General features: G+C 75.5%; 24 protein-coding genes. 10 read left to right on the forward strand and 14 right to left on the reverse strand.

Annotated features, from left to right (window positions below; translation table 11 throughout):
* Positions 1-39: 39 nt before the first annotated feature.
* Genes ACI769_RS04530 through ACI769_RS04540 form a run of 3 tightly spaced genes read right to left on the reverse strand, consistent with a single transcriptional unit; the run spans position 40 to position 3,501 of the window.
* Positions 40-2,304: a cation-translocating P-type ATPase gene (locus ACI769_RS04530; RefSeq protein ID WP_085386732.1), complete on the reverse strand. Its 2,265-nt coding sequence runs from the start codon at positions 2,302-2,304 to the stop codon at positions 40-42.
* A gap of 46 nt (positions 2,305-2,350) precedes the next feature.
* A complete protein-coding gene (locus tag ACI769_RS04535) occupies positions 2,351-3,322 on the reverse strand; it encodes a heavy metal-binding domain-containing protein (protein WP_085386731.1) in 972 nt (323 codons plus the stop codon).
* Positions 3,319-3,501, reverse strand: coding sequence for a heavy-metal-associated domain-containing protein (locus ACI769_RS04540; RefSeq protein ID WP_369824959.1), 183 nt, complete (start codon positions 3,499-3,501; stop codon positions 3,319-3,321). Before ACI769_RS04540 ends, ACI769_RS04535 begins: the two co-directional genes overlap by 4 nt.
* A gap of 124 nt (positions 3,502-3,625) precedes the next feature.
* On the opposite strand from ACI769_RS04540, the gene ACI769_RS04545 reads away from it, so the two are divergent.
* Positions 3,626-4,804 carry an FAD-dependent oxidoreductase gene (locus ACI769_RS04545; protein ID WP_085386729.1) on the forward strand — a complete coding sequence of 393 codons (1,179 nt, stop codon included), beginning with the start codon at positions 3,626-3,628 and terminating at the stop codon, positions 4,802-4,804.
* Between the two features lie 43 nt (positions 4,805-4,847).
* Positions 4,848-6,878 carry an NHL domain-containing thioredoxin family protein gene (locus tag ACI769_RS04550; RefSeq protein WP_085388561.1) on the forward strand — a complete coding sequence of 677 codons (2,031 nt, stop codon included), beginning with the start codon at positions 4,848-4,850 and terminating at the stop codon, positions 6,876-6,878.
* Here ACI769_RS04550 and ACI769_RS04555 read toward each other — a convergent pair.
* Positions 6,856-7,278 carry a helix-turn-helix domain-containing protein gene (locus tag ACI769_RS04555; RefSeq protein WP_051028499.1) on the reverse strand — a complete coding sequence of 141 codons (423 nt, stop codon included), beginning with the start codon at positions 7,276-7,278 and terminating at the stop codon, positions 6,856-6,858. The genes ACI769_RS04550 and ACI769_RS04555 overlap by 23 nt on opposite strands.
* 73 nt (positions 7,279-7,351) lie before the next feature.
* Here ACI769_RS04555 and ACI769_RS04560 point away from each other — a divergent pair, with 73 nt between their 5' ends.
* Positions 7,352-7,747 (forward strand): RidA family protein, encoded by a 396-nt coding sequence (locus ACI769_RS04560; RefSeq protein WP_034650926.1) that lies wholly within the window; start codon positions 7,352-7,354, stop codon positions 7,745-7,747.
* Between the two features lie 54 nt (positions 7,748-7,801).
* Here ACI769_RS04560 and ACI769_RS04565 read toward each other — a convergent pair whose 3' ends face one another.
* The 4 genes from ACI769_RS04565 to ACI769_RS04580 form a co-directional block, all read right to left on the reverse strand.
* Entirely contained in the window at positions 7,802-8,266 is a 465-nt protein-coding gene (locus tag ACI769_RS04565; RefSeq protein ID WP_085386728.1) for a PTS glucose transporter subunit IIA, read from the reverse strand.
* Positions 8,266-8,496, reverse strand: coding sequence for a PTS transporter subunit EIIB (locus tag ACI769_RS04570; protein WP_061267010.1), 231 nt, complete (start codon positions 8,494-8,496; stop codon positions 8,266-8,268). The genes ACI769_RS04565 and ACI769_RS04570 overlap by 1 nt, the downstream gene beginning before the upstream one ends.
* Positions 8,497-8,622: 126 nt before the next feature.
* Positions 8,623-8,868 (reverse strand): glucose PTS transporter subunit EIIB, encoded by a 246-nt coding sequence (locus ACI769_RS04575; RefSeq protein WP_021482555.1) that lies wholly within the window; start codon positions 8,866-8,868, stop codon positions 8,623-8,625.
* Positions 8,865-9,719, reverse strand: a complete 855-nt coding sequence (locus tag ACI769_RS04580; protein ID WP_085386727.1) for a GntR family transcriptional regulator — start codon at positions 9,717-9,719, stop codon at positions 8,865-8,867. The genes ACI769_RS04575 and ACI769_RS04580 overlap by 4 nt, the downstream gene beginning before the upstream one ends.
* A 360-nt stretch (positions 9,720-10,079) precedes the next feature.
* Between ACI769_RS04580 and ACI769_RS04585 the strand changes: the two genes are divergently transcribed.
* Both ACI769_RS04585 and ptsP read left to right on the forward strand, forming a co-directional pair.
* Positions 10,080-11,474: a PTS transporter subunit EIIC gene (locus ACI769_RS04585; protein ID WP_085386726.1), complete on the forward strand. Its 1,395-nt coding sequence runs from the start codon at positions 10,080-10,082 to the stop codon at positions 11,472-11,474.
* Positions 11,471-13,204, forward strand: coding sequence for a phosphoenolpyruvate--protein phosphotransferase (gene ptsP / locus ACI769_RS04590; protein WP_085386725.1), 1,734 nt, complete (start codon positions 11,471-11,473; stop codon positions 13,202-13,204). Before ACI769_RS04585 ends, ptsP begins: the two co-directional genes overlap by 4 nt.
* A gap of 44 nt (positions 13,205-13,248) precedes the next feature.
* Here ptsP and ACI769_RS04595 read toward each other — a convergent pair whose 3' ends face one another.
* On the reverse strand, positions 13,249-13,518 hold the full coding sequence (locus tag ACI769_RS04595; RefSeq protein ID WP_021483009.1) for an HPr family phosphocarrier protein: 270 nt from the start codon (positions 13,516-13,518) through the stop codon (positions 13,249-13,251).
* 154 nt (positions 13,519-13,672) lie between these two features.
* On the opposite strand from ACI769_RS04595, the gene ACI769_RS04600 reads away from it, so the two are divergent.
* On the forward strand, positions 13,673-14,626 hold the full coding sequence (locus ACI769_RS04600) for a sugar phosphate isomerase/epimerase (protein WP_081600354.1): 954 nt from the start codon (positions 13,673-13,675) through the stop codon (positions 14,624-14,626).
* Between the two features lie 10 nt (positions 14,627-14,636).
* Here the strand turns inward: ACI769_RS04600 and ACI769_RS04605 are convergent, their stop codons facing one another.
* On the reverse strand, positions 14,637-16,001 hold the full coding sequence (locus ACI769_RS04605; protein ID WP_157446518.1) for a hypothetical protein: 1,365 nt from the start codon (positions 15,999-16,001) through the stop codon (positions 14,637-14,639).
* Complete coding sequence (locus ACI769_RS04610; RefSeq protein ID WP_085386723.1) at positions 15,998-16,570, reverse strand: SigE family RNA polymerase sigma factor; 573 nt, start codon at positions 16,568-16,570, stop codon at positions 15,998-16,000. The genes ACI769_RS04605 and ACI769_RS04610 overlap by 4 nt, the downstream gene beginning before the upstream one ends.
* A 200-nt stretch (positions 16,571-16,770) precedes the next feature.
* Here ACI769_RS04610 and ACI769_RS04615 point away from each other — a divergent pair, with 200 nt between their 5' ends.
* The 3 genes from ACI769_RS04615 to ACI769_RS04625 are packed head-to-tail and all read left to right on the forward strand — an operon-like array spanning position 16,771 to position 19,670.
* On the forward strand, positions 16,771-18,099 hold the full coding sequence (locus tag ACI769_RS04615) for an MFS transporter (protein ID WP_253705747.1): 1,329 nt from the start codon (positions 16,771-16,773) through the stop codon (positions 18,097-18,099).
* A gap of 42 nt (positions 18,100-18,141) precedes the next feature.
* A complete protein-coding gene (locus ACI769_RS04620) occupies positions 18,142-18,807 on the forward strand; it encodes a pentapeptide repeat-containing protein (RefSeq protein WP_085386722.1) in 666 nt (221 codons plus the stop codon).
* Complete coding sequence (locus ACI769_RS04625) at positions 18,807-19,670, forward strand: carbohydrate kinase family protein (RefSeq protein WP_085386721.1); 864 nt, start codon at positions 18,807-18,809, stop codon at positions 19,668-19,670. Before ACI769_RS04620 ends, ACI769_RS04625 begins: the two co-directional genes overlap by 1 nt.
* Before the next feature lie 44 nt (positions 19,671-19,714).
* On the opposite strand, the gene ACI769_RS04630 is transcribed toward ACI769_RS04625, so the two are convergent.
* Complete coding sequence (locus ACI769_RS04630) at positions 19,715-20,458, reverse strand: response regulator transcription factor (protein WP_232322641.1); 744 nt, start codon at positions 20,456-20,458, stop codon at positions 19,715-19,717.
* Positions 20,455-21,831 carry a sensor histidine kinase gene (locus ACI769_RS04635; RefSeq protein WP_085386720.1) on the reverse strand — a complete coding sequence of 459 codons (1,377 nt, stop codon included), beginning with the start codon at positions 21,829-21,831 and terminating at the stop codon, positions 20,455-20,457. Before ACI769_RS04635 ends, ACI769_RS04630 begins: the two co-directional genes overlap by 4 nt.
* Before the next feature lie 171 nt (positions 21,832-22,002).
* On the opposite strand from ACI769_RS04635, the gene ACI769_RS04640 reads away from it, so the two are divergent.
* A complete protein-coding gene (locus tag ACI769_RS04640) occupies positions 22,003-22,914 on the forward strand; it encodes a GAP family protein (protein WP_085386719.1) in 912 nt (303 codons plus the stop codon).
* Positions 22,915-23,008: 94 nt separating this feature from the next.
* Here the strand turns inward: ACI769_RS04640 and ACI769_RS04645 are convergent, their stop codons facing one another.
* Positions 23,009-24,478 carry a flotillin family protein gene (locus ACI769_RS04645; protein WP_034652746.1) on the reverse strand — a complete coding sequence of 490 codons (1,470 nt, stop codon included), beginning with the start codon at positions 24,476-24,478 and terminating at the stop codon, positions 23,009-23,011.
* Positions 24,479-24,481: the final 3 nt, after the last annotated feature.

The following is a 24,481-nucleotide window of genomic DNA, read 5'->3' on the forward strand; positions in this document are numbered from 1 at the left end:
CCGCTCGACGCGTCCGGGTGTGAGGGACCGCTCCGGCGGTCAGCCCGTCGCGCGGCTGGAGGACGACCGCAGGCGCAGGCTGTTGCCCACCACGAAGACGCTCGAGAACGCCATGGCGGCACCGGCGAGCATCGGGTTGAGCAGGCCGAGGGCCGCCAGGGGGATCGCGGCGACGTTGTAGGCGAAGGCCCAGAAGAGGTTCACCTTGATCGTCCCGAGCGTCCGCCGCGCGAGGCGGATCGCGTCGGCCGCGGAGCGGAGGTCGCCGCGCACGAGCGTGATGTCGGCGGCCTCGATCGCGACGTCCGTGCCCGTCCCCATGGCGAGGCCCAGGTCTGCCTGCGCCAGGGCGGCGGCGTCGTTCACGCCGTCGCCGACCATCGCGACGACCTTGCCCTCGCCTTGGAGCCGGCTGACGACGTCGACCTTGTCGCTCGGCATGACCTCCGCGATGACCTCGTCGATGCCGACCTCGGCCGCGATCCGTCGGGCGACGGTCGCGTTGTCCCCGGTGAGGAGCACCGGGGTGAGGCCGAGGGCGCGGAGCTGGCGGATCGCCTCGGCGCTCGTGGGCTTGACCGCGTCGGCCACCACGAGGACGCCGCGAGCCTGCCCGTCCCAGCCGACGATGACGGCCGTGCCGCCCTGCTCCTCGGCGCGGGCCTTGGCGTCGGCGAGCTCGCGCGGGAGGTGCTGCGCCCACTCGGCGAGGAGCGTCTCTCTGCCGACGAGCACGGCTCGCCCGTCCACGACGCCCTGCACGCCCTTGCCCTCGACGTTGGTGAACTCCGTGGGCACGGGGAGCGGGCCCACCTCCTGCGCCGCACCGCGGGCGATCGCCCGGGCGACGGGGTGCTCGGAGGCGTCCTCCAGCGCGCCCGCGAGGCGCAGGAGCTCCGCGCGGTCCGTGCCCGTCCCGGTGACGACGTCGGCGAGCGTCATGACGCCCGTCGTCACGGTGCCGGTCTTGTCGAGCACCACGGTGTCCACGGAGCGCGTGGACTCCAGGACCTCCGGTCCCTTGATGAGCACCCCCATCTGCGCGCCGCGTCCCGTCCCGACGAGCAGCGCCGTCGGGGTGGCCAGGCCGAGCGCGCACGGGCACGCGATGATGAGGACCGCGACGGCGGCCGTGAACGCCGCCGAGGCGGGGGCGCCCGCCCCGAGCCACGCGCCCAGGGCGCCGACGGCGATCGCGATGGCGATGGGGACGAAGATCGCGGAGACCCGGTCGGCGAGGCGCTGGACCTGCGCCTTGCCGGACTGCGCGTCCTCGACGAGGCGCGCCATCTGCGCGAGCTGGGTGTCGCCGCCGACGCGCGTCGCGCGCACGACGAGCCGCCCGCCGGCGTTCACGGTCGCCCCGGTGACGGCGTCGCCCTCCCCGACCTCGACGGGCACGGACTCGCCCGTGAGCATCGAGGCGTCGACGGCGGACGTGCCGGCCACGATGGTGCCGTCCGTCGCGATCTTCTCGCCCGGGCGCACGACGAACTCGTCGCCCACGGCGAGGTCGGTGATCGGGATGCGGGTCTCCGCGCCGTCGCGCAGCACCGCGACGTCCTTCGCGCCGAGCTCGAGCAGGGCGCGCAGCGCGGCGCCCGCCTGCCGCTTGGACCGCTTCTCGAAGTAGCGGCCCGCGAGGATGAACGTCGTGACGCCCGCGGCGACCTCGAGGTAGATGTTCGCCGCGCCGTCGGTCCGGGCGACCGAGAGCGTGAACGGGTGCGTCATGCCCGGCTCCCCGGCCGTGCCGAGGAAGAGCGCGTACAGCGACCAGAGGAACGCGGCGCTGGTCCCGACGGAGATCAGGGTGTCCATGGTGGCCGCACCGTGGCGCAGGTTGGTCCACGCGGCCCGGTGGAACGGCCACGCCGCCCACACCACGACGGGCGCGGTGAGCACGAGGCTCGCCCACTGCCAGTACGTGAACTGGAGCGCGGGGACCATCGCCATGGCGATGACCGGGACCGACAGCACGACGGCGCCGATCAGCCGGTGCCGCAGCGCGGTGAGCTCGGGGTCGTCCGTGTCCGTGCCCGCGTCCTCGTCGGCGGTGGGGGCCTCGGCGCGCGGGACCTGCGCCGTGTAACCCGTCTTCTCGACCTCCGCGATGAGCGTGGCGGCGTCGACGCCGTCCGGGACGGTGACCCTCGCCTTCTCGGTCGCGTAGTTCACGGTCGCGGTGACGCCGTCGAGCCGGTTGAGCTTCTTCTCGATCCGCATGGCGCACGAGGCGCAGGTCATCCCCCCGATCTCGAGCTCGACGAACGTCCCCGGCGACGGGGCGGCCGATGCCGTCATGAGGTGCTCCTTCCGGCCGGGCAGCGCGCTGCCCGGTGCAGGGTGGTCAGTGGTCGTCGTGCGGGGCGGGGTCGTCGCCCGCCGGGGCGTCGTCCGGGGAGTCGTCGGGGGTCGACGTGGCGCCGGTGGCCTCGACGGTGAAGGCCGCGGTGCGCACCTGGCCCTCGACCTGGAAGTCGAGGTACAGGAGGTACCGGCCCGCGGTCGGTGCCTCGACGGCGAACGCCACGGTCGGGCCCGAGGCCTCGCCCGGCGCTGCCTCGGCGCCCTCGGGGTGGGCGTGCAGGTAGGCGAGGTCGCCGTCGCGAAGGGCGACGAGGTGGCCGAACGCGCCGAGGTAAGGCTCGAGCGTCGTCACCGGCTCGCCGTCCCGCGTGACCTCGAGCGCCAGCCTCGAGACCGTACCGGCCTCGAGGCTCCCCTCGAGCGCGACGTCGTACCCGTCCACCGAGGCGGTGGTCGTGGGGGCGTCGGCCCGCACGGGCACGACCTCGCCCGCGACCTCGACGGTGCGGCTCAGGGTGAGCGGGTCGCCCCCGGTGGGGACGGCGTCGGCGTACACGCGGTAGGTGCCCGCGGCGTCCCACGTCCAGGGCACGGACCAGCGGCCGGCCTCGTCCATCTCGGGGTGGGCGTGGCGGTAGTGCGCCCCGTCGGAGCGCACGACGACGAGGTGCAGGCGCTGCTCGTGCGCGACGGCGAAGTCGGTCACCGGCTCGCCCGCGGGGTCGGTCAAGGTGAAGGCGAGCTCGCCGGGCGTGCCCGGCGTCTGCGGCGCCTCGATCTCGCCGAGCGTGTAGCCGCCCTGCTCCAGGGACAGTCCGCCGACCATGTCCGCTCCTCTCGTGGTCTCCTGCGGGGGGTCGTCGCTCGCGGCGGCGTGCTGCTCCGGCGCGTGCGCGGCGGGCTTCCCCGAGAGGGCGCCCTCGGGGACGACGGCGCCCGCCACCGCGGCCGAGGCCACGAACACGACCCCGAGCCCGGCGACGTAGAGCCCGATCCGGGCGGGCGCCCTCATCGCACCCGCTCCGCGGTGTAGCCGGCCTCGTCGACGGCGGCGAGGACCGCGGCGTCGTCGAGGGGCTGGTCGGCCGTGACGATCAGCCGACCGGTGGTCGCGCTCACGTCGATCGCGGTAACGCCGGGCACCTGCCCGACCTCCTCGCGCACCGACATCTCGCAGTGGCCGCACGTCATCCCGGTCACCTGGTACTCGATCTCGACGATGCTCACGACGTTCCTCCTCCGTGCTGATACCCCCATGGGGTATGGCTAGGATGGCGAATATACCCACAGGGGGTATTGAGGTCAAGGAGGAGAGATGGGCGACGTGGACGGGCCGGACGTGGTGGTGGTCGGCGGCGGAGCAGCCGGGCACGCCGCCGTGACGACGCTGCGCGGCGAAGGTTTCGACGGTCGCGTCGTCCTCGTGCACGGCGAGGAGGGGGAGCCGTACCTGCGCACCCTCGTCGACAAGGCGATCCTCCAGGGTCTGCTCACTGCGGAGCAGGCCGCCCTGCCGGTGCCGCCCGACGTCGAGCTCGTGCGGGCACGCGCGATCGGCCTGGACCCCCAGCGGCGGGCCGTCGTCCTCGCGGACGGGCGCGAGCTCACCGCCGCCGCCGTCGTCCTCGCGACGGGCGCGGTGCCTCGGCCCGGCCCGGCCGTGGACCGCGTCCCGGCGCTCGCGGGCGCCGACGGCGGGGAGCCCCGCGTGGTGCACCTGCACACCGCACGGGACGCCGAGCGGCTGCGTGCCCTGCTCGGCCCCGATCCCGCGCGGCGCACGGTCACCGTGCTCGGCGCCGGGTTCGTCGGTTCCGAGACCGCCGCCTGGCTCGCCGAGGTCGGCGCGACCGTCCACCTCGTCGCCCGCTCCCGGCTCCCGCTCGCGGGGGCGCTCGGGACCGCGGTCGCGCGCGCCGTCGCCCAGCGCCACGAGGAGCACCTCGACGCCCACCTCGGCCGCCGGGTCGAGGCGGTGACCGAGCGTCCGGGCGGCGTCACCGTGCGCCTCGCGGGCGGGGCGACCCTGGAGTCCGACCTCGCGGTCGTCGCGCACGGCACCGCGCCCGCCGCGCCCGGCACCGGCGGTGGCGTCGACGTCGACGACCGCCTCGCCGTCCCCGCCGCGCCCGGCCTGTTCGCCGCCGGGGCGGTCGCCGTCCACCGGGACCGGCGCGGACGACGGTTCCGGACCGACCACTGGGACGCCGCGGTCGCGCAGGGAGCCCACGCGGCGCGCGCCGTCCTGCGTCGTCTCGTCGGCGGCCCGGATCTCGGCCCGTACGTGCCGGACGCCGGCTTCTCCCTCGTGCTGCACGGCGCCCAGGTCGCCGGGTTCGGCGTCGCGGTGCCCGGCGCGACCCCGGAGCACCGCACGCTCGACGGCGGCGGGCTGCTCACCGAGCTGCGTGTCGCGGGCGACCTGGTCGCCGTGGTCGGCCTCGGCGCGACGCGGGAGCTCCACGCGCTGCGCCGAGACCTGCGCCGGCCCTGAGGCGTCGTCGGTCCACAGCGCGCCGGCGCGCGAGAATGGCCGCGTGACCACCGAGCGACTTCCCCGTGTCCGCGCGTCCGAGCTCGTCGGGCACGGCTGGCTCAACACCGGCGGCCGCGACCTGACCCTCGCCGACCTGCGCGGCAAGATCGTCCTGGTCGACTTCTGGACCTTCTGCTGCGTCAACTGCCTGCACGTCCTCGACGAGCTGCGCGAGCTCGAGGAGCGGCACCGAGACGTCCTGGTCGTCGTCGGCGTGCACTCGCCGAAGTTCGAGCACGAGGCGGACCCGGCGGCGCTCGCGGCCGCGGTCGAGCGGTACGAGGTCCACCATCCCGTGCTCGACGACCCGGAGCTCGTCACCTGGTCCGCGTACGCGGCGCGCGCCTGGCCGACGCTCGTGGTCGTCGACCCCGAGGGCTACGTCGTCGCGCAGATGGCGGGGGAGGGGCACGCGTCCGCGATCGCCGCGCTCGTCGAGGAGCTCGTCGCGGAGCACGACGCGAAGGGCACGCTGCACCGGGGCGACGGCCCGTACGTGGCGCCCGAGCCGTCGTCGGGCACGCTGCGCTTCCCCGCGAAGGCGATCGAGCTGCCCGGTGGCAACATCCTCGTCGCGGACGCCGGGCACCACGCGCTCGCCGAGCTCCTGCCCGACGGCGAGACCCTCGTCCGGCGCATCGGGTCCGGCGAGCGCGGGCTCGCCGACGGCGGCCCCGAGGACGCGCGGTTCGCCGAGCCGAACGGGCTGTGCCTCGTCCCGGAGCGCGAGCGTGCGACGTACGGGTTCGACGTCCTCGTGGCGGACACCGCGAACCATGCGCTCCGCGGGGTACGGCTCGCCGACGGGCACGTGACGACGGTCGCGGGCACGGGCGACCAGTTCATGGTGGGCGGGGTCGAGAACGTGGTCGTCCCTGACGACGAGGGCACGCCCCGGTTCGGACCGTTCGATCCGGGCTCCACCTACGACCCGCGCGACGTGCGGCTCTCCTCGCCGTGGGACGTCGCCTGGTCGGACGAGCTGGCCGGCTTCGTCGTGGCGATGGCGGGCCATCACACGTTGTGGGCCTTCGACTGGTGGAAGCTCGGGCTGCTGGCCGGGACGACGAACGAGGGTCTGGAGGACGGGCCGGGAGCGTCGGCCTGGTTCGCCCAGCCGTCCGGGCTGGCGGTCGCACCCGACGGCGCCGTCTGGGTCGCCGACGCCGAGACCTCGGCGCTGCGCCGCGTGTCCGGGCTGGGCGGTGGCGTCGCCGTGGTGCCCGAGGGCGTCGAGGTGCGGACCGCCGTCGGGCAAGGGCTGTTCGACTTCGGCCACCGCGACGGCCCGGCCGAGCAGGCGCTGATGCAGCACCCGCTCGGGGTCGCGACGCTGCCCGACGGGAGCGTCGTCGTCGCCGACACCTACGACGGCGCGCTGCGCCGGTTCGCGCCCGCGGCCGGTGACGCCGGGAGCGTCGGGGACGACACCTTCGGAACCCGCCTCGCCGGCGAGGTCACGACCCTGGCGACGGGCCTCGCGGAGCCGAGCGGCGTCGTCGTGCAGGTGGGCGAGGGGCCGGACGGCGAGCCGCAGGTCCACCTGCTCGTCGTGGAGTCCGCGGCGCACCGCCTGACGCGCGTCGCGCTCCCGGCGTCGCTCGCGGGCGAGGTGCTCGACGGCGGCGCGCACCGCACGCAGCGCCCCGTCACCGACATCGGGGCCGGGCCGCTGTGGCTCGACGTGCCGTTCGTCCCGGCGCCGGGGCAGAAGCTCGACGACCGGTTCGGTCCGTCGACGGAGCTGCGCGTGAGCGCGACGCCGCCCGAGCTCCTGCTGTCCGGGGAGGGCGTCGGCGTCGAGCTCGGGCGCGACCTGGTCATCAACCCCGCGGTCGGGGAGGGCGTGCTGCACGTGACGGCCCGGGCGGCGTCGTGCGACGTCGTCCCGCTCGGCCCCGACGGCGAGCCCGACCCGGACGTGTTCCCCGCGTGCCACCTCGCGCAGCAGGACTGGGGCGTGCCGGTCCGCGTGGTCGACCGCGGCGAGCCGGGCGACGTCCCGTCCCTCACGCTCCCGCTGCGCGGCTGACGAGGTAGTCCGGCTCGCCGTCGTCGAGCTCGTCGTCGAACCGGCGCTGGGCCGCCTCGACCTCGCGGCGGTGCGCGTCGACCCAGGCGAGCAGCGCGTCGACGGGCTCGCGGAGCGACTTGCCGAGCGGGGTGATGCGGTACTCGACCGCGACGGGCCGGGTGCGGACCACGCGACGGTCGACGATGCCGTGGCGCTCGAGGCGCCGCAGCGTCGCCACGAGCGACTTCTGCGTCACGGCAGGGATCGCGCGCCGGAGCTCGTTGAACCGTGCGGGGCCGTCGCAGAGGGTCTCGAGGACGTGGACGGACCACGTGTCGAGCACCTGGTTCAGCAGGCGCCGGTGGTCGTCGCCGATCTCCAGACGGTGCGACGCGGGTGGTGGGGCGGTATCGGGCACGACACCTCGTCTCGTTGAAGTGCGTTCGGGCGATCAAGTATCCATGGGATACCCGACCGGAAGGAAGGTCCCCATGGCCGTCCAGCGCCTCACCCCCGAGGGCATGCTCCAGCCCGCCCCCTACCACCACGTCGCGGTCGCGACGGGGAGCCGCCAGGTGCACGTCGCCGGCCAGGTCGGCGGAGACCCCGACCGCGACGACCTCGCGCGCCAGGTCGCTGCGGCCCTCCGCAGCACCGCCCGGGGGCTCGCGGCCGCGGGTGCCACGTTCGACGACGTCGTGCGCCTCACGTTCTTCGTCGTCGGGTGGGAGCCGACCGCGATGGCGGACTTCCTGGCCGGCATCGAGAGCGTCTCGGACGAGCTCGCGATGCCGCGGCCGCTCCCCCCTGCCTCGCTGATCGGTGTCCAGGCGCTCTTCGCGCCGGGGGTGCTCGTCGAGGTCGAGGCGACCGCCGTGCTCGACTGACACACGGCGCCCCGCCCGGCCTCGCCGGGTCGCGCCGGCAGGGCGGGCCGGGCGTCAGCCCCAGGTGAGCAGCTCCTCGCCGTGGGCGGCCCACGCGCCGACCTCGGTGAGCGAGGTCACGTCGTCGGGCGCCGCCTCGAGCGCGACCACGGGGCACACGGCCGACCGGCCGCCGGCGCGCACGGCCTTCGGGTCCCACGTGACGAGCACCGTGCCGCGCTGGACGTGGTCGCCCTGCGCGACGTGCGTCGTGAAGCCCTCGCCGCCGAGCTGGACGGTGTTGATGCCGAGGTGTACGAGGACCGCGCGGCCGTCGTCGTGCTGGACGACGAACGCGTGCGGGTGCAGCTTGACGACCGTGCCCGTGATGGGCGCGACGGCCTCGCCGCCCTGCGCGTCGTCGGGCTCGACCGCGAGCCCGGGGCCGACGAGCCCGGCGGAGAAGACGGGGTCGTCGACGTCGCCGACGTCCACGACCGTGCCCGTGACGGGGACGAGCACCGTGAGCGGCGCCGCCATCAGCGGAGGTCCTCGATGTCGGAGGCGATGTTGTCCGCCTCGGGGCCGACGATGACCTGGATCGCGGCGCCCGACCGCACGACGGCGATCGCCCCGGCCGCGGTCAGCGTGGCGTCGTCGACGAGCGCCGGGTCCTCGACCTCGACGCGCAGGCGCGTGATGCACGCCTCCAGGTCGAGGACGTTCGCGTCGCCGCCGAGGCCTCGGAGGATCTGCTCTGCCTTGCTCACGGGTGCTCCTCGTGGTCGGGGTCCGGCCGGGGCCGGGTCGGGGGGCCGGCCGGCAGCCGTGCCGGTCGGGGTGCGCGGGGTGCGCGGAGAAGGGCGGTGGCCCGGGTCGCGCCCGGGCCGGGTTCCTCACATGAGGTCGGCGAGGTCGGACGCGATGGTGTCGACCTGCGGGCCGACCACCACCTGCACGACTCGCCCGTTCACCATGACGCCGAACGCGCCGGCGCGGCGCAGGAGCGCGGCGTCGACGAGCGCGGGGTCCTTGACGAGCGACCGGAGCCGCGTGGTGCACGGGTCGATCTCCTCGATGTTCCCCACCCCGCCGAGGCCGGCGAGGATCGTCGCGGCGCGTTCCGCGTCGGACTGTGTCATCGGTCGTTCCCTTCGGTCGCCCGTGCCGGCACCGGCACGGGGGCGAGCTGGTCGGTCGGCGCGTCGTCGGTGACGGCTCCCCCGTCCGCGGCGGCGTCGTCGGCGGTGGTGCTGCGGGGCACGAGCGTCGGGCGCGCCTCGCGCAGCGGGACGAAGACGCTGTACCGGTCGCCGCGGTAGCTGGAGCGGGAGTACATGAGGGGCGAGTCGCCCGCGAACGTGCGCCGCACGGTGCGCATGACGGCTCGCGAGGCGCGGAGCCCGAGGAGCTTCTGCTCCTGGACGGTGGCGTCGGACGCGGTGATCGTGTCCTCGCCCCACGTCGGCGCGAGGCCGCGCTCGCGCAGGGCGCCGTAGAGGCTCTCGGGCACGCCGTCGTCGAGCAGCTCGGGGGCGAGGTCCACGGGGATCCAGGCCTCCTCGACGCTCATGGGCGACCCGTCCGCGGTGCGCAGGCGCACGACGTGGTGCATCGGGTCGCCGGTCGCGCGGCCGAGCGACTCGGCGACGGACGCGGGCGCGGGGACGGTCCCGACCTCCAGCACCTCGGTGCCCGGCTCCATGCCGCGCCGTCGTGCCTCCTCGCCGAACGTCGTGAGGCGCATCTCGAAGTCGGCGCGCGGCGGCGCGACGAAGGTGCCCCGCCCCTGCGCGCGCTCCAGCACGCCCTCCGTGACGAGCGCGTCGACGGCCTGGCGCACGGTCATGCGCGAGACGCCGAACTTCTCGGTGAGGCTGCGCTCGGACGGCACCGCGTCGCCGACGGAGAGCTCGCTCGCCACGAGGTCGGCGAGGTAGGCGCGCACCGTGAGGTACTTGTGCTCGCTCGCCTGCGATCGTGACCTGCTCATCGTCGTGCCGCGTCCTCGTCCTCGTGCCGTCCCTGGTCCCGGTCGTCGCCGACCGTCCTGCTCCGGTGCCGCGTTCTCCACGGCTGCATTCTCGTTGCCCGGCCGTGGTGCGACCTGCGGCGACGCGCCCCGCGGGGCCTGCCGTGTGTCCCGGGTCACCCTCGGGGGTTGACACATCATGAGGTCTAGACCACTCTTCCTGCAAGTGGTCCAGACAACCTGGACCGACAGCCCGGGCACGACGACCCCAGGTCTTCTCGTCGCGCCCCGGGACCGGCAACGACGCCGCTCGACGTCGCGCCACAGCCGCCGCACGACGCACCTCGCCTGCGCCCCAGGCCTGCCCAGGAGGAGAAGGACATGACGACCGTCGCCGAACCGACGAGGACCAAGAGGGGGGTGCCCGGCTTCGCGCAGCTCCAGCGCGTCGGGCGCTCGCTCATGCTGCCCATCGCGTCGCTGCCCGCCGCCGCGCTGCTGCTGCGCCTCGGCCAGCCGGACATGCTCGGGGCCGACGGCGTCGCCGGCACCTTCGCGTGGATGCAGCCCGTCGCCGACGTCCTCGGCGCCGCCGGGAACGCGCTGTTCAGCAACCTCCCGATCATCTTCGCCCTCGGCGTCGCGGTCGGGTACGCGAAGAAGTCGGACGGCACGACGGGACTCGCCGCCCTCATCGGCTACCTCGTCTTCAAGGGCGTCAGCGACTCGCTCTCGCCCTACGTGCTCGGCGAGGCGGCGGAGGGCGAGACGCAGGCGCTCATCAACTACGGCGTGCTCGGCGGCATCGTCATCGGCCTGACGGCCGCGCTCCTGTACCAGAAGTACTACCGGATCAAGCTGCCGCAGTACCTCGCGTTCTTCGGCGGCCGGCGGTTCGTGCCGATCGTCACGGCGGGCGTCTCGGTGCTCATCGCCGTGGTGGGCGCGCTGATCTACCCCGCGTTCGACTGGCTCATCAACGAGCAGATCGGCGGGTTCGTCACGGGCTCGACCATCCTCGGCGCGTTCGTCTTCGGCACGCTCAACCGCCTCCTCGTGCCCATCGGCCTGCACCACCTGCTCAACTCGCTGCCGTGGTTCCAGTTCGGCGAGTACACCGCCGCCGACGGCACGGTCGCGCAGGGCGACATCTTCCGGTTCCTCGCGGGCGACCCCACCGCGGGCACCTTCCTCACCGGGTTCTTCCCCATCATGATGTTCGCGCTCCCGGCCGCCGCGCTCGCGATCGTCCATACCGCCAAGCCGGCGCAGCGCAAGGTCGTCGCGGGCATCATGGGCTCGGCCGCGCTCGTCTCGTTCGTCACGGGCGTCACCGAGCCGCTCGAGTTCGCGTTCGTGTTCGTCGCCTACCCGCTGTACGTCATCCACGCGGTGCTCACCGGCACGTCGATGGCGCTCGTCAACGCGCTCGGCATCCGCGACGGGTTCGGGTTCTCCGCGGGCGCGATCGACTACCTGCTGAACTTCCGGATCGCCGAGATGCCGCTGCTCCTCATCCCCATCGGGCTCGGGTACGCGGTGCTCTACTACGTCCTCTTCCGCTTCGTCATCACCCGCTGGAACCTGCGGACGCCGGGTCGTGAGGACGACGACGCGGAGGGCGCCGTCCGGGCGACCGGCGCCGTCGACACCACCGAGGACGCGCGGCCCGACGCCTCGGCGGCGGAGGTCTCGTCGGTGCGACGCGACGCCGACGCAGCGGAGGCGGGCGCCCGGGGCCGAGCGGGTGCGTCCGGCAGCGGGGGCACGGCGTGACGCTCGCCGACGGCGCGACGCGCGCCCCGGCGCGGGCCGCCGACTCGGGGCTGACCGGCGTGCCGGTCAGCCCCGGGCGGGCGGCGGGGCCGGTGGCCCGGATGTCCGGCTCGGTCGCGGAGCCGGGGCCGGCGCCGCTGCCCGCCGACGCGTCGGACGCCGACGTCGACCTCGCGGTGACGCAGGTCCTCGCGGCGGTGACGACGGTCCAGGAGGACCTCACCGCCCGCGCGGCGCGGGCCGAGGGCACCGCGGCGGAGGTCCTGGGCGTGACCGCCGCGATGGCGGCCGACCCCGCCCTGGCGCGCGACGCCGTCGGGCGGGTGCGCGAGCAGCGGGCCACCCCGGCCCGTGCCGTGTGGGACGCGGCGGGGGTCGTCGTCGGGCGGCTCGAGGCGCTGGGCGGCCTCCTCGCCGAGCGGGCGCGCGACGTGCGGGACGTGCGCGACCGGATCGTCGCGACCCTTCTCGGCCTCCCCGTGCCGGGTGTGCCCGACCCGGGTCATCCCTTCGTGCTCGTGGCCGACGACCTCGCGCCCGCGGACACGGCACAGCTCGACCCCGAGCGCGTGCTCGCGGTCGTCACGCGCGGCGGCGGGCCGACGTCGCACACGGCGATCCTCGCGCGCGCCCTGGGCATCCCGGCCGTCGTGGCGGTCGAGGGCGCGCTCGCGCTGCGCGACGGCGAGACCGTGCTCGTGGACGGCGGCCTCGGCACGGTGGAGCGCGACCCGGCGGAGCACGACGTGGCGGCGGTCGTCGCGGCCCGGGGCGCGCGCCGCGCCCGGCGGCGCCTCGACGGTCCCGGGCGGACGGCGGACGGCCGCCGCGTGGAGCTGCTCGCCAACGTTGCGGACGGCGCGGACGCGCGCGCCGCCGCCGAGGCGGGCGCGGAGGGCGTCGGGCTGTTCCGCACCGAGGTCTGCTTCCTCGGTCGCACCGTCGAGCCGACGGTCGACGAGCAGGTCGCGGCCTACCGCGAGGTGCTCGCCGCGTTCCCGGGCCGCAAGGTCGTCGTGCGCACGCTCGACGCGGGCGCCGACAAGCCGCTCCCGTTCGTCACGCCCGACGCCGAGCCGAACCCGGCGCTCGGGGTGCGCGGCCTGCGGACCGCGCGCCGCCACCCCGACGTGCTCGACCGCCAGCTCACGGCGGTCGCGCGCGCGGCAGAGGCGGAGACGGCGGACGTGTGGGTCATGGCGCCGATGATCGCGACGCCGGACGAGGCGGAGTCGTTCGTCGCGCTGTGCGCGGACCACGGCCTCGCGACGGCGGGCGTGATGATCGAGGTGCCGGCCGCGGCGCTCGGCGCGCGCTGGGTGCTGGCCAGGGCGGCGTTCGCGAGCATCGGCACGAACGACCTCACGCAGTACACGATGGCGGCCGACCGCGAGGTCTCCGACCTCGCGCGCCTGTCCACCGCGTGGCAGCCGACGGTTCTCGCGCTCGTCGGGGCCACGGGCTCGGGCGCGGCGCTCAACGGGCGACCGCTCGGCGTGTGCGGGGAGGCCGCGGCCGACCCGGTGCTCGCCCCGGTGCTCGTCGGGCTCGGCGTGACGTCGTTGTCCATGACGCCGCGCGCGCTCCCGGACGTCGCCGCGGTGCTGGCGGCCACGACGTCGGAGGAGTGCGAGGAGCTCGCGTTCCTCGCGCTGCAGCAGCCCACGCCCGACGCCGCGCGCGCGGCGGTGCGCGCCCGGCTCCCGGTGCTCGACGAGCTGGGTCTGTGACGAGCGCCGTGCCCGGCCCCGCGACGACGGGGCCGGGCACGGCGTCAGGAGACCTCGGTCTGCTCCAGGAAGGCGACGAGCGCGTCGATCGAGGCGCTCGCGTCGTCGCCGTCGGCGTCGGTCGACAGCACGACCTCGTCCCCGGCGGACACGCCGAGCGTCATGACCCCGAGGATGCTCGCCGCCTCGACGGCGTCGCCGCCGGGCTTGGCGATGCGCACGGGCGCGGGCTGGGCGGCGGCGGTCTTGACGAAGAGCGCGGCCGGGCGGGCGTGCAGGCCCTCGGTGATCGCGACGACGACGGCACGGTCCATGGTGTTCCTCCGGCAGACAAGTGGTCTGGACCAGTGCATCCTAGGCGATCCGGCCCGGAAAGGGGAGGGTCGGAAGCCCTCCGTGCGCCGCGGCGTCGTCGACGACGGCCGCCCGCTGGTGTGGGCCACAGCGGACGGGTCTAGGGTGACCGGCATGTCAGACGCGACGACGCCGCGAGAGGCCCCCCGGTCACCGGGGGAGCAGCCGCGCATCCACGTCACGCTGTCCACGGCGAGCGTCTACCCGCGCAAGGCCCAGTACGCCTTCGAGGCGGCGGCCGACCTCGGGTACGACGGCGTCGAGGTCATGGTGTGGTCCGACGAGACGACGCAGGACGCCGCGGCGCTGCGCCGGCTCTCCGCCGAGCACGACGTGCCGATCCGCAGCATCCACGCGCCCACGCTCCTCGTGAGCCAGCGGGTGTGGGGACGGTCGCCCGGACCCAAGCTGCGGCGCAGCGTCGAGCTGGCGCAGGAGGTCGGGGCGAGCACCGTCGTCGTGCACCCGCCGTTCCGCTGGCAGTACCGGTACGCGCGCGAGTTCGAGGACCTCGTCGGCGAGCTCGACGAGACCGAGGGCGTCACCATCGCGGTCGAGAACATGTACCCGTGGCGCAGCCGCAAGCGCGAGATGCAGGCGTACCTGCCCGGCTGGGACCCGTCCGAGCACGGCTACGAGCACGTCACGCTCGACCTGTCGCACGCCGCCGTCGCGCAGCAGGACGCGCTCGCGCTGCTCGACGTGTTCGACGGCCGCCTCGCGCACGTGCACCTCGCGGACGGGTCGTCGTCCATCACGGACGAGCACCTCGTCCCCGGGCGCGGCGACCAGCCGTGCGACCTCGTCCTCGCCGAGCTCGTGCGCCGCGGCTGGGAGGGGGACGTCGTCGTCGAGATCTCGACGCGGCGCGCCCGCACCGCGGCCGAGCGGCGCGAGGACCTCGCCGCCTCGCTGTTCTTCGCGCGCACCTACCTCACGCCCGGGCCGCACCCCGGGTACTCGCCGCCGCCCGGACCTCCGCACCGCCACGTCGACGCGTGGGGCGAGGCGGAGGCGCGCGAGATCGCGGCGGCGGAGGACGCCGCGGGCAGCGCCGGCACCGGCTGACGGCGGAGCGTCAGAACCGTAGCGAGCCGAGGATCCCGCGCAGCGTCTCGAGCCCCGCGTCGTCACCGGGCAGCGAGATCATCAGCATGAGGTTCTCTCCGCCGTCCGCGCCGTGGACCCGGACGTCCGCGCTGAGCTCCGACATCCCGTCGTCCGCCCAGAACGGCCCCTGGGACAGGAGCAGCTCGGCGAAGTCGGCGCCCGGGACCTCGATCCGCTGCCCGTGCCACCCCTCGCCGGAGTAGTCGAACGCGCGCGCCCCGGAGCCGCCTCGCTGCACGAACATGTTCCAGTGCACGTCGGGGGACGAGCCGTCCTGGATGGGCCCGGGGTTCGTGGCGAACGGGCCCGTCCACTCCACCCCGGGACCGTAGTTGCCCTCGACGTCGGCGACGGTCCATCCCGGCGGCACGGCGTAGGAGAGGGTGCCCGTCGTGGCCGTCTGCCACCCGGCGGGCGTGCCCGTGGTGAGCGGGCCGATCTCCGGGTACGTGTACGTCGGGCTGAACCACTCCGGCGCGCCCTCGGCCTCGAACCACAGGTTGCCGAGGAAGTTGCGGGCGAGCTCGTCGCCCACGGCGTCGTCCGTGAAGTCGAGGCGGATCGTCCAGCCCGTTCCCCCGTACCGGACCCGGGCCTCCCAGCGGGCGAGGTCCGGGTCGTCGGACGGGCCCCGCGTCACCACGACGAAGTCCGAGCCGGGGACCTCGACCGTCCAGGCCCCGGAGTCCCGGGCCGGCACCACCCACGACGCGGCCCCGGGATCGACGTCGATGCTCACCGTGGCGCCGGAGTCGACCATGGGCGGCGGGACCGCGTCCGCGGGGATCTCCGACCCCTGGAGGGCCCAGTGCTCCGGGCCCTTCCAGCGGACCGACGCGGGCTCGCCGAACGCCTCGCCCTCGACCTCCCACCCCCCGGGGGGCAGCGTGTACGTGAGCCCGCCCTGCACGGTGTAGTCCCCGTGGTGCGTGCCGACGACGCCGTGCTCGACACCCGGCAGCGCCGGAAGCTCGCCGTCGCCCACCGGCAGGTAGCGTGCGGGCTCCTGCGGCGGCGCCGCGGGAGCGGGGGCCGGTCCCTCCGACGCCGGTGCGGTGGTCCGCGCGGGGGCCGCCGCGAGGGCGGGCGCCGGCGCCGACCCGCGGGACAGTGCCCCGGGGAGGATCGCCGCGACCGCGACCAGCGCCGCCACGGCGACGGCCGACCCGCTCGCGGCGACCACGCGCCGTCGTGCCCGCACGCGCCGGACCGCGCGGTGCGCCAGAGCGTCCGGGTCCAGCGTGGGCGGCACCTCGACGGCGGTCTGCGCGGCGCGCACCCGCTCCACGAGGTCCTCGTCGTCCGGGGTCCTGCGTTCCGGCCTCGTGCTCATCGCTCGGTCTCCGTCCCGTGCTCGGGTGCGATCAGGGTGCGCAGGCGGGCCAGGGCCCGGGACCCGGTCGACTTCACGGTGCCGACCGCGATCCCGAGCTCCGCGGCGGTCTCGGCCTCGGACCGGTCGAGGACGTAGCGCAGCAGGACGACCCGCCGCTGCTTGACGGGGAGGGCGAGCAGGGCCCGCACGACCCGGTCCCGGTCCTCGATCCCGGACGAGTCGCCCGTCGCCGGGACCTCGAGACCCACGAGCGTGTCGTGCTCCACGGAGACCTCCCTCCGGGTGCGCCGCCACGAGTCGATGCGAGCCGTCATCACGACGCGCCGCGCGTAGGCGAACGGCTGCCCGTCGCCCACGCGCGTCCACGCGCGGAACGTGCGCTCGAGCGCGAGCTGCACCAGGTCGTGCGCCCGGTGGGCGTCCCCGCACAGCAGGTACGCGTACCGGTACAGGTCGGCGGAGCTCGTCCGGGCGAACTCGGTGAAGCGCTCCTCGGCGGTCAGGCCGACGCGCACGACCTGCACCTCGGGCGCGCCGCCCCACCGCTCGGTCGCGACGTCCGTCATCGCCGACCGCCCCCCTGCTGCGGTCGGCACCTCGGCCGACGTCGGTTCCTCACGACTGCTAGACGCAGCGGAGGGTGCCACGGGTTCCACCTTTCTCCGGGAGCTCGCAGGGATCGCCCAGGATGCCACCGTCGACGCCCGGGGCGGTCGCGCGCCCGGTCTGCCCGCGCGGCCGGCCGGCTGACGTAGGCTCGGCGGTCGTGGCTCGAGTCAACGGTCTTCTCGCCGACACGACCCCGCTGCGCATCTCCCCGCCGTTCCGCCGCCTGTGGTGGGGGCTCGGGATCTCCAACCTCGGCTCGCAGCTCACGGTCGTCGCCGTCGGCCTGCAGGTGTACGCGCTCACGGGCTCGTCGCTCGCGGTCGGCGTGCTCGGCCTCTGCGCGCTCGTGCCGCTCGTGGTGCTCGGGCTCTACGGCGGCGCGCTCGTCGACGCGTACGACCGCCGCAAGGTCGCGCTCGCGGCCTCGACGGCGCTGTGGGTGGTCACCGCCCTCATCGCCGTCCAGGCGTGGCTGCACCTGAACTCCGTCGGCGTGCTCTACGCGCTCGTCGCGGCGCAGTCCGCCGCGTTCGCGATCAACAACCCCGCGCGCTCCGCGATCATCCCTCGCCTCGTCGAGCCGCGGCTCCTGCCCGCGGCGAACGCGCTCCAGACGATCGCGTGGAACGTCGCGCTCACCGTCGGTCCCCTGGGGGGCGCGTTCCTCGTCGCGCTGTGGGGCTACCAGGTCGCGTACACGATCGACGCCGTCCTGTTCACGGCCGCGCTGTGGGCCGTGTGGCGGCTCCCCGACATCCCGCCGCTGCCCGCCGGGCCCGGCGCCCCGGCCGTAGCCGCCGCCCCCGCAGGGCGTCGGCGCCGCGTCGTGGGGTGGCGGTCCGTCGTCGACGGCCTGCGGTACCTCGCGACCCAGCCCAACGTCCGCACGACGTTCCTCGTCGACCTCGCCGCGATGGTGCTCGCCTCGCCGCGCGTGCTCCTGCCCGCCGCCGGCGTCGTGTTCCTCGGGGGCGGCGAGGCGACGACGGGCGTCCTCACCGCGGCGTTCGCCGTCGGGGCGGTGCTCGCGGGCGTGTTCTCCGGCGGCCTGTCGCGCGTGCGGTGGCAGGGCCGCGTCATCGTGTGGGCGATCACGGCCTACGGGCTGTCGATCGGGCTGTTCGGCGTCGTGCTCCTCGGCGTGGGCGCGACGACCCCGACGACCGTCCTCGTGGGCGGCGTCGTCGCGGCGAGCGTCGCGCTGGCGCTTGCGGGCGCGTCCGACGCCGTGAGCGCGGTGTTCCGCCAGACGATCCTCCAGACCGCGACGCCCGACGACATGCGCGGCCGTCTCCAGGGCGTGTTCATCGTCGTCGTCGCGGGCGGGCCCCGCCTCGGCGAGCTCGTGCTCGGCGCGCAGGCCACCTGGGTGGGGGAGGCGTGGGCCGCCGTCGCGGGCGGTGTCGCGTGCGTCGTCGTGCTGTGGCTCGTCGTGCGGGCCCAGCGCCGGTTCTGGCGCTACGACGCCCTGCACCCGGAGCCCTGAGCCGCTCCTCGCCGCGTGGGCGGCCCGGCCTAGGCTCGGGGCGTGCCCCCGAAGAAGCCGACGACCGAACCACCTGCGATCGACCCGGTCGTCCTGGACGACCTCCAGCCCGGTGACGCCTACGACCTCGAGGCGGAGGCCGACCTCGAGGGGTTCGAGATCACGGACCTCCGTCTCGACCGGCTCGACCTGCACGGCGCGACCGTGTTCTCCACGCGGCTCGACCAGGTGCGCGCCGACGAGGCCGACCTGGGCGCGGTGACGCTCACGGAGGTCGTGCTGGGGCGCCTCGACGTCCCGGTGGTGCGCGGGACGCGCGGCCGGTGGCGCGAGGTCGAGGTGCGGGGCGCGCGCCTCGGGTCCGCCGAGCTCTACGAGTCGTCGTGGGCCGGGGTGCGGTTCGTCGGCTGCAAGCTCGGGTTCGTCAACCTGCGGGGCGCGTCGCTGCGCGACGTGGTGTTCACCGACTGCACGATCGAGGAGCTCGACCTCGTCGCGTCCGACGCGCTGCGCGTCGCGCTCGAGGGCACGCGCGTGCGCCGGCTCGACGTGCAGGGCGCCACGCTCGCCCACGTGGACCTGCGTGGCGCCGAGATCGACGAGCTCGGCGGCATCGAGTCGCTGCGCGGATCGACCATCGACTCGATGCAGCTCGCCCGCCTGGCCGCGACGTTCGCCCACAGCCTCGGCATCACGGTGACGGACTGATGGCGGCCCCGCAGGCCGAGGTCCTCGTGGCCGGGCCGGCGTCGTGGAACCTCCTCGTCCAGCTCGACGAGCTGCCCGCCCCCACGCCGCACACCGTGTTCGCGCGGTCGCACCGGCACACGGTCGGCGGCACGTCCGCGGGCAAGGCGCTCAACCTCGCGCGCCTCGGCCGGTCGGTGCTCCTGCGCACCGTGCTCGGGACGGACGACGACGGCGCGCGCGTCCGGTCCGTGCTCGAGGGCGCGGGCGTGCGGGTGCTCGCGGAGCCGTCGCCCGACGGCCGCACCGAGAGCCACCTCAACCTCATGGACGACGACGGCGGCCGGGTCTCGGTCTACCTGCGCGCACCGGGCGAGGTCCCGGCCCAGGGCGAGGCGTGGGACGCCACGGTCGCCGCGCTCGACGCGGCGCGGGCCGTCGTCGTCGACCTCGCGGTGCCCGCGCTCCCGGTGCTCGACCTCGCGGTGGTTCGCGGTCGCGACGTCTGGGTCGACCTGCACGACTACGACGGGGAGTCCGCGTTCCACCGGCCCTGGGTCGACGCGGGCACGCACGTGTTCCTCAGCGGGGACCGGCTCGACGACTGGCGCGGCTTCATGGCCGCCCGGGTCGCGGCGGGCGCGCGCCTGGTGGTCTGCACGCACGGCTCGCGCGGCGCGGTCGCGCTCACGCCGGAGGGCGGCTTCGTCGAGGTCCCGGCACAGCCCGTGCCGCACGTCGTCGACACGAACGGCGCCGGCGACGGCTTCTTCGCCGGGTTCCTCGACGCGCACCTGCGCGGGGCAGGCGTCGAGGAGGCGATGCGCGCGGGCGCCCGGCACGCCGCCCTTGTCGTGCAGAGCCCGGACCTCGCCCCGGCCTGACCTCGGCCTCGGTCGCGTGGTCGGCGGTCGGGTGCAGGGGGCGGTCAGGCGAGGCCGGAGTCCCGCGCGACGATCGCCGCCTGCATGCGGGTCGCGACGCCCAGCTTCGCGAGCACGCGTGAGACGTGCGTCTTGGCCGTGGCCTCGGTGATGTAGAGGTCGGTCGCGATGCCCTGGTTGGACAGGCCCCGGCCGAGCGCCGCGAGCACGTCGACCTCGCGCGGCGTGAGGTCGGCGAGCCGCGGGTCGGGCCGGTCGTCGACGACGCCCCCGCCGCCCGACGCCGCGGGGTCCGCGGGACCGTCCGTGCCGCCCGGGCGCGATCCCGCGTGGAGCGGGGGGCCGGCGTCGGGCACGGGACCGCGCGCGAACGCGGCGAGGAGCCGGCGGGTGACCTCGGGCGCGAGGACGCCGTCCCCGTCGGCGACGCGTCGCACGGCGTCGATCAGCGCGGCGGGCTCGGCGGACTTGAGGAGGAACCCCGCGGCCCCGGCGCGCAGCGCCCCGTCCACGTACTCGTCGAGGTCGAACGTCGTGAGCACGAGCACCTCGGCGAGGTGCTCGCCGGTGATCACGCGCGTCGCCTCGATGCCGTCGACGCCCGGCATGCGCAGGTCCATGAGCACGACGTCGGGCCGCAGCGCCCGGGCGTTCGTGACGGCGGCGGTGCCGTCCGCGGCCTCGCCGACCACCTCGACGTCGGGCGCGGCGTCGAGCAGCAGGCGCAGGCCCGCCCGGATGGCGGCGTGGTCGTCGGCGAGGAGCACCCGGACCGGTCGTCGCGTCACGCGTCCTGCCTCTCGACCGGGAGCCCGGCCACGGGGATCTCGGCGCGCACGGACCATCCGCCCGCGGGCAGCGGGCCGGCGCTGCACGTGCCACCGAGCCCGTCGGCGCGCTCGCGCATCGTGAGCAGGCCGGTGCCCGCGCTCAGCGGCGCCTCGACGGGCCCGGAACCGGGGGCGCCGTCGTCGCGCACCTCCAGCACGACGGCCGCCCCGTGCCGGGAGAGCTCGACGACGACCGGGGCGCCCGGCGCGTGCTTGAGCGCGTTCGTCATGGCCTCCTGCGCGATGCGGAACAGCGCCTGGTCCGCCGCCGCGGGCAGGGGCGACCCGGCGACGCCGTCCGGGTCGCGGAGCGTGACGGTCGTCGTCGCGCGCGCGGCGTCGAGGAGCGTGTCGAGGCCGGCGAGGCGGCCGGGGGCGACGACGGCGTCGGACGCACCGCCGTCCTCGCGCCGCCCTTCCGTGCGCAGCAGCAGGATCATGGACCGCATCTCGTCGAGCGACGCGACGGCGCTCGCGCGCACCTGCTCGAGCGCGGCGCGGTCCTTCGCGGCGTCGGGCGGGAGGGCGAGCGCGGCGCCGGAGTGGATGGCGATGGTCGACAGGTGCGACGCGATGACGTCGTGCAGGTCGCGCGCCATCGCGGCCCGCTCCGCACGGACGGCCTCGTGCCGGTCGAGCTGCGCGATGCGCTCGAGGTCGCTCGCGCGCTGGCGCTCCAGGTCGGCCGTGCGGGCCGACGCCTCGGCCTCGCGCGCGGCGAGGTCGGCGCGCTCGCTCGCGACCTCGGCGAGCTCGCTCGTGGTGCGCACGTTGGTGGCCCACCACATCGGCACGAGGAGCAGCGCGCTGAGCTGGAGCCCCATGTACACGAACTCCCGCACGTCCCGCGTGGCCTCGCCCGCCCCGACGGCGCCCACCGCCACGACCGTCGCCGCGACGCCCCAGAGCCACGCGCGCGCCCGGGGCCGCGACCAGAGCGCCGCGGCGTAGAGCAGGTCCCAGAGGACGAGCATGAGGGCGAGGCTCCCGCCCCACCGCAGGTCGACGGCGGTCACGACGACCCCGCCGAGGAGCGCGAGGATCGGGTGCGCGCGCTTGACGAGGATGAGGAGGCACCCGACGCCGAGCAGCGCGACCCGCCACCAGGCGTGTGGGGGCTCGACGACGAACGACGCGCGGACGATGCCGACGAGCCCGACCTCGAGCAGCACCCAACCGAGGACGAACGTCGTCGCGGCGGAGAACAGGTCGTTGCGCCGGTCCTCTATGCGCCACACGCCGCGCAGGGAACCGGCCGCCGCGCGCCAGCGCCCGGAGCGCCCGGGCGCGGCCGCGCGCGCGTCCTGCGTCCCGTCGTCGTGCGTGCTCACGCCCCCATCCCAGCACAGCCCGCCTGGCGACGGATCCGTCGAACGGTGTACGACCCCCGCGCCCGCCCCCGGCACCACGCCCCTCTTCCGTCTCCGCGGCCCCGCGACGGGGAGCACAGATCGGTCGTTCGCCGGACGACGCGCCGGTCGCCGGACGGGAGGCTCGGGGGCATGGACCTCCCCCTCGACCTCGACGCCGTCGGCGGTCCGGGCCTCGGCCTGGCCGCGATGGCCGGCGTGCTCGTCGTGCTGGCGCTCATCGACTCCACGAGCTTCGGCACGCTGCTCATCCCCGTGTGGCTCCTGCTCGCGCCCGGGCGGCTACGTGCGGGGCGCGTGCTCGTGTACCTCGGCACGGTGGCGGGGTTCTACCTCGCCGTCGGGATCGTCGTGCTGCTCGGCGCGGGCGCGTTCCTCGACCGGTTCGGCGACGCGCTCGACACACGCGCCGCCGCGATCGTGCAGCTGCTCCTGGGCATCGGGCTCTTCGCGCTGAGCTTCCGGTTCGACAGCAAGCGCGCGGCGCGCAAGGCCGCGCAGTCCGACGCTGCCCCGTTCGGTGCCACCCCGCCCGGCGCCGGCCGGGCCGACGCCGTGGGGCCCAGCCCGTGGACCGGTGCCGGTGCCGAGACTGCCGGGCCGGGCGCGCCGTCGTCGCCCCCGCGGCCGGGCCGGCTCTCTCGGTGGCGCGAGCGCGCGCTCGGGATCGAGGCGGACGCCGTCGGGACCGGGGTGGTGCGGACGCGCTCGTCGGTGCTGCCGCTCATGGGGCTGGCCCTCGGGGCGGTCGCCATCGAGGTGGGGACGATGCTGCCGTACCTCGCCGCGATCGGGATCGTCACGACGTCGGACGTCGGCTGGCCCGCGAACGGTGCGATCCTCGCCGCGTACTGCGTCGTCATGGTCGCTCCCGCGCTCCTGCTGCTGCTCGGCCGGCTCGTCGCGGCGCGTGCGGTCGACCCGGTGCTGCACCGTCTCGACCGGTGGCTCACGAAGAACGCGACGGACATGACGGGCTGGGTGCTCGGGGCGCTGGGCGTGCTGCTCGCGCTCAACGCGTTCGGGCGCCTCGGCTGGGCCTGACCGGCCCCGGTTCTGCCGGCCAGCTCGCCGACCAGACGGCCGTGGCCCGCCCGGAGGTCCGGACGGGCCACGGCCGCATGCTCGGCGGGGTGGGTCAGTGCGACGTGCCGTTGGTGGGCGCGTCCCCCGAGCCCGCGAGCTGCGTGCCCGCGAGGTTGGCGATGAGCTGGTTGATGTCGACGCCGGTGAGCTGCTTGATGACGCCCTGGCCCTCGCCCAGGACGGACGCGACGTTCTTCGTGAGCGCGGACGCGCCGTCGGTCGAGACGACGGTCATGCCCTGGATGTTGCCGATCGGCTCGGCCGCGGCCCGCACGATCTCGGGCAGGCGCTCGATGAGCTCCTGGACGAGCGCCGCCTCGCCGTACTTCTGCAGCGCGTCGGCCTTGGCGTCGGTCGCCGCCGCCTCGGCGCGACCCTCGGCCTCGATCGCCGCGGCGCGGGCCTCGCCCTCGGCCCGGATACCGGCCGCGAGGGCGACCTGGCGGTCGCGCTCGGCCTCACCGGCACGACGCACGGCCTGCGCGGACGCCTCGGCGTCCTGGATGGCCGCGGTCTTGTTCGCCTCGGCGATGACGGTGCGCTTGTACGCGTCGGCCTCGGTGGCGGCGTTCGCGGCGTCACGACGCGCGTTGGCCTCCTGGACCTCCGCGTACGCCTTGGCCTCGGCGGGCTTGCGGACCTCGATGTCGAGGCGCTCCTGCGTCACGCGCGCCTGCTCGGCGAGCGCCTCGCGCTCCTGCTGCGCGACGAGGCGGTCCTGCTCGGCGCGCGCGAGCTGGCCCGCGGCCTCGGCCTCGGCGTTGGCGCGGTCGGTGTCGGCCTTGATCGCGGCGCGCTTGAGGTCGAGGGCCTTCTGGCGCTCGGCGATCTGCTCGGCCGCCTCGATGACGGCGAACTCCGAGGCGCGCTGCGCCTCGGCCTCGGAGACCTCGGCGACCTGGCGGGCGCGAGCCGACTCGGCGCGCCCGAGGTTCGCGAGGTAGTCCGACCCGGGCGTCGAGATGTCGGAGATGTTGAGCAGGTCGACCTGGAGGCCCTGCTCCGAGAGGTCGGCCTTCGTGGACTCGACGACGCGGTCGGACAGGCCCTTGCGGTCGGAGATGATCTGCTCGATCGTCATGTCGCCGACGATGGAGCGCAGCGAGCCCTCGAGCGACTCCTTGATGATCTCGGTGAGCGTGCCCTGCTGGGAGAGGAAGCGCTGGGCCGCGCGGCGCACGCCCTCCTCGTCGCCACGCACCTTGAAGTTGATCGACGCCTTGATGGCGATCTTGATGCGGTTCTTGTCCACGCCCTCGACCGTGATGCCGATCTGGCGCTGCTCGAGCGAGATGGAGAAGCCCTGCTGGAGGATCGGCCAGACGAACGTGCGGCCGCCGACGACGACCTTCTGCCCGCTGCCCCCGGCCTCCTTGCGGCCCGCGCCGCGGCCGACGATGACCAGGGCCTCGTTCGGCGGGACGCGGCGGATGCGCTTGCTGATGAAGATGACCACCGCGAAGAACGCGATGACCAGGGCGACGATCGCCAGGGTCGTGATGAGGTTCGTGTCGTCGAACATGGT

This window comes from Cellulosimicrobium sp. RS, assembly GCF_046159675.1.
Lineage (GTDB): Bacteria > Actinomycetota > Actinomycetes > Actinomycetales > Cellulomonadaceae > Cellulosimicrobium > Cellulosimicrobium funkei.

Excerpts from the sequence above, each read along its gene's own strand:
- ACI769_RS04640 (WP_085386719.1), top strand. The coding sequence starts at position 22,003 with ATGGACCTCCCCCTCGACCTCGACGCCGTCGGCGGTCCGGGCCTCGGC.
- ACI769_RS04545 (WP_085386729.1), top strand. The coding sequence starts at position 3,626 with ATGGGCGACGTGGACGGGCCGGACGTGGTGGTGGTCGGCGGCGGAGCA.
- ACI769_RS04600 (WP_081600354.1), top strand. The coding sequence starts at position 13,673 with ATGTCAGACGCGACGACGCCGCGAGAGGCCCCCCGGTCACCGGGGGAG.
- ACI769_RS04610 (WP_085386723.1), bottom strand. The coding sequence starts at position 16,570 with ATGACGGACGTCGCGACCGAGCGGTGGGGCGGCGCGCCCGAGGTGCAG.
- ACI769_RS04535 (WP_085386731.1), bottom strand. The coding sequence starts at position 3,322 with ATGAGGGCGCCCGCCCGGATCGGGCTCTACGTCGCCGGGCTCGGGGTC.
- ACI769_RS04580 (WP_085386727.1), bottom strand. The coding sequence starts at position 9,719 with ATGAGCAGGTCACGATCGCAGGCGAGCGAGCACAAGTACCTCACGGTG.
- ACI769_RS04595 (WP_021483009.1), bottom strand. The coding sequence starts at position 13,518 with ATGGACCGTGCCGTCGTCGTCGCGATCACCGAGGGCCTGCACGCCCGC.
- ACI769_RS04540 (WP_369824959.1), bottom strand. The coding sequence starts at position 3,501 with ATGACGTGCGGCCACTGCGAGATGTCGGTGCGCGAGGAGGTCGGGCAG.
- ACI769_RS04530 (WP_085386732.1), bottom strand. The coding sequence starts at position 2,304 with ATGACGGCATCGGCCGCCCCGTCGCCGGGGACGTTCGTCGAGCTCGAG.
- ACI769_RS04605 (WP_157446518.1), bottom strand. The coding sequence starts at position 16,001 with ATGAGCACGAGGCCGGAACGCAGGACCCCGGACGACGAGGACCTCGTG.
- ACI769_RS04560 (WP_034650926.1), top strand. The coding sequence starts at position 7,352 with ATGGCCGTCCAGCGCCTCACCCCCGAGGGCATGCTCCAGCCCGCCCCC.
- ACI769_RS04625 (WP_085386721.1), top strand. The coding sequence starts at position 18,807 with ATGGCGGCCCCGCAGGCCGAGGTCCTCGTGGCCGGGCCGGCGTCGTGG.
- ACI769_RS04565 (WP_085386728.1), bottom strand. The coding sequence starts at position 8,266 with ATGGCGGCGCCGCTCACGGTGCTCGTCCCCGTCACGGGCACGGTCGTG.
- ACI769_RS04575 (WP_021482555.1), bottom strand. The coding sequence starts at position 8,868 with ATGACACAGTCCGACGCGGAACGCGCCGCGACGATCCTCGCCGGCCTC.
- ACI769_RS04645 (WP_034652746.1), bottom strand. The coding sequence starts at position 24,478 with ATGTTCGACGACACGAACCTCATCACGACCCTGGCGATCGTCGCCCTG.
- ACI769_RS04585 (WP_085386726.1), top strand. The coding sequence starts at position 10,080 with ATGACGACCGTCGCCGAACCGACGAGGACCAAGAGGGGGGTGCCCGGC.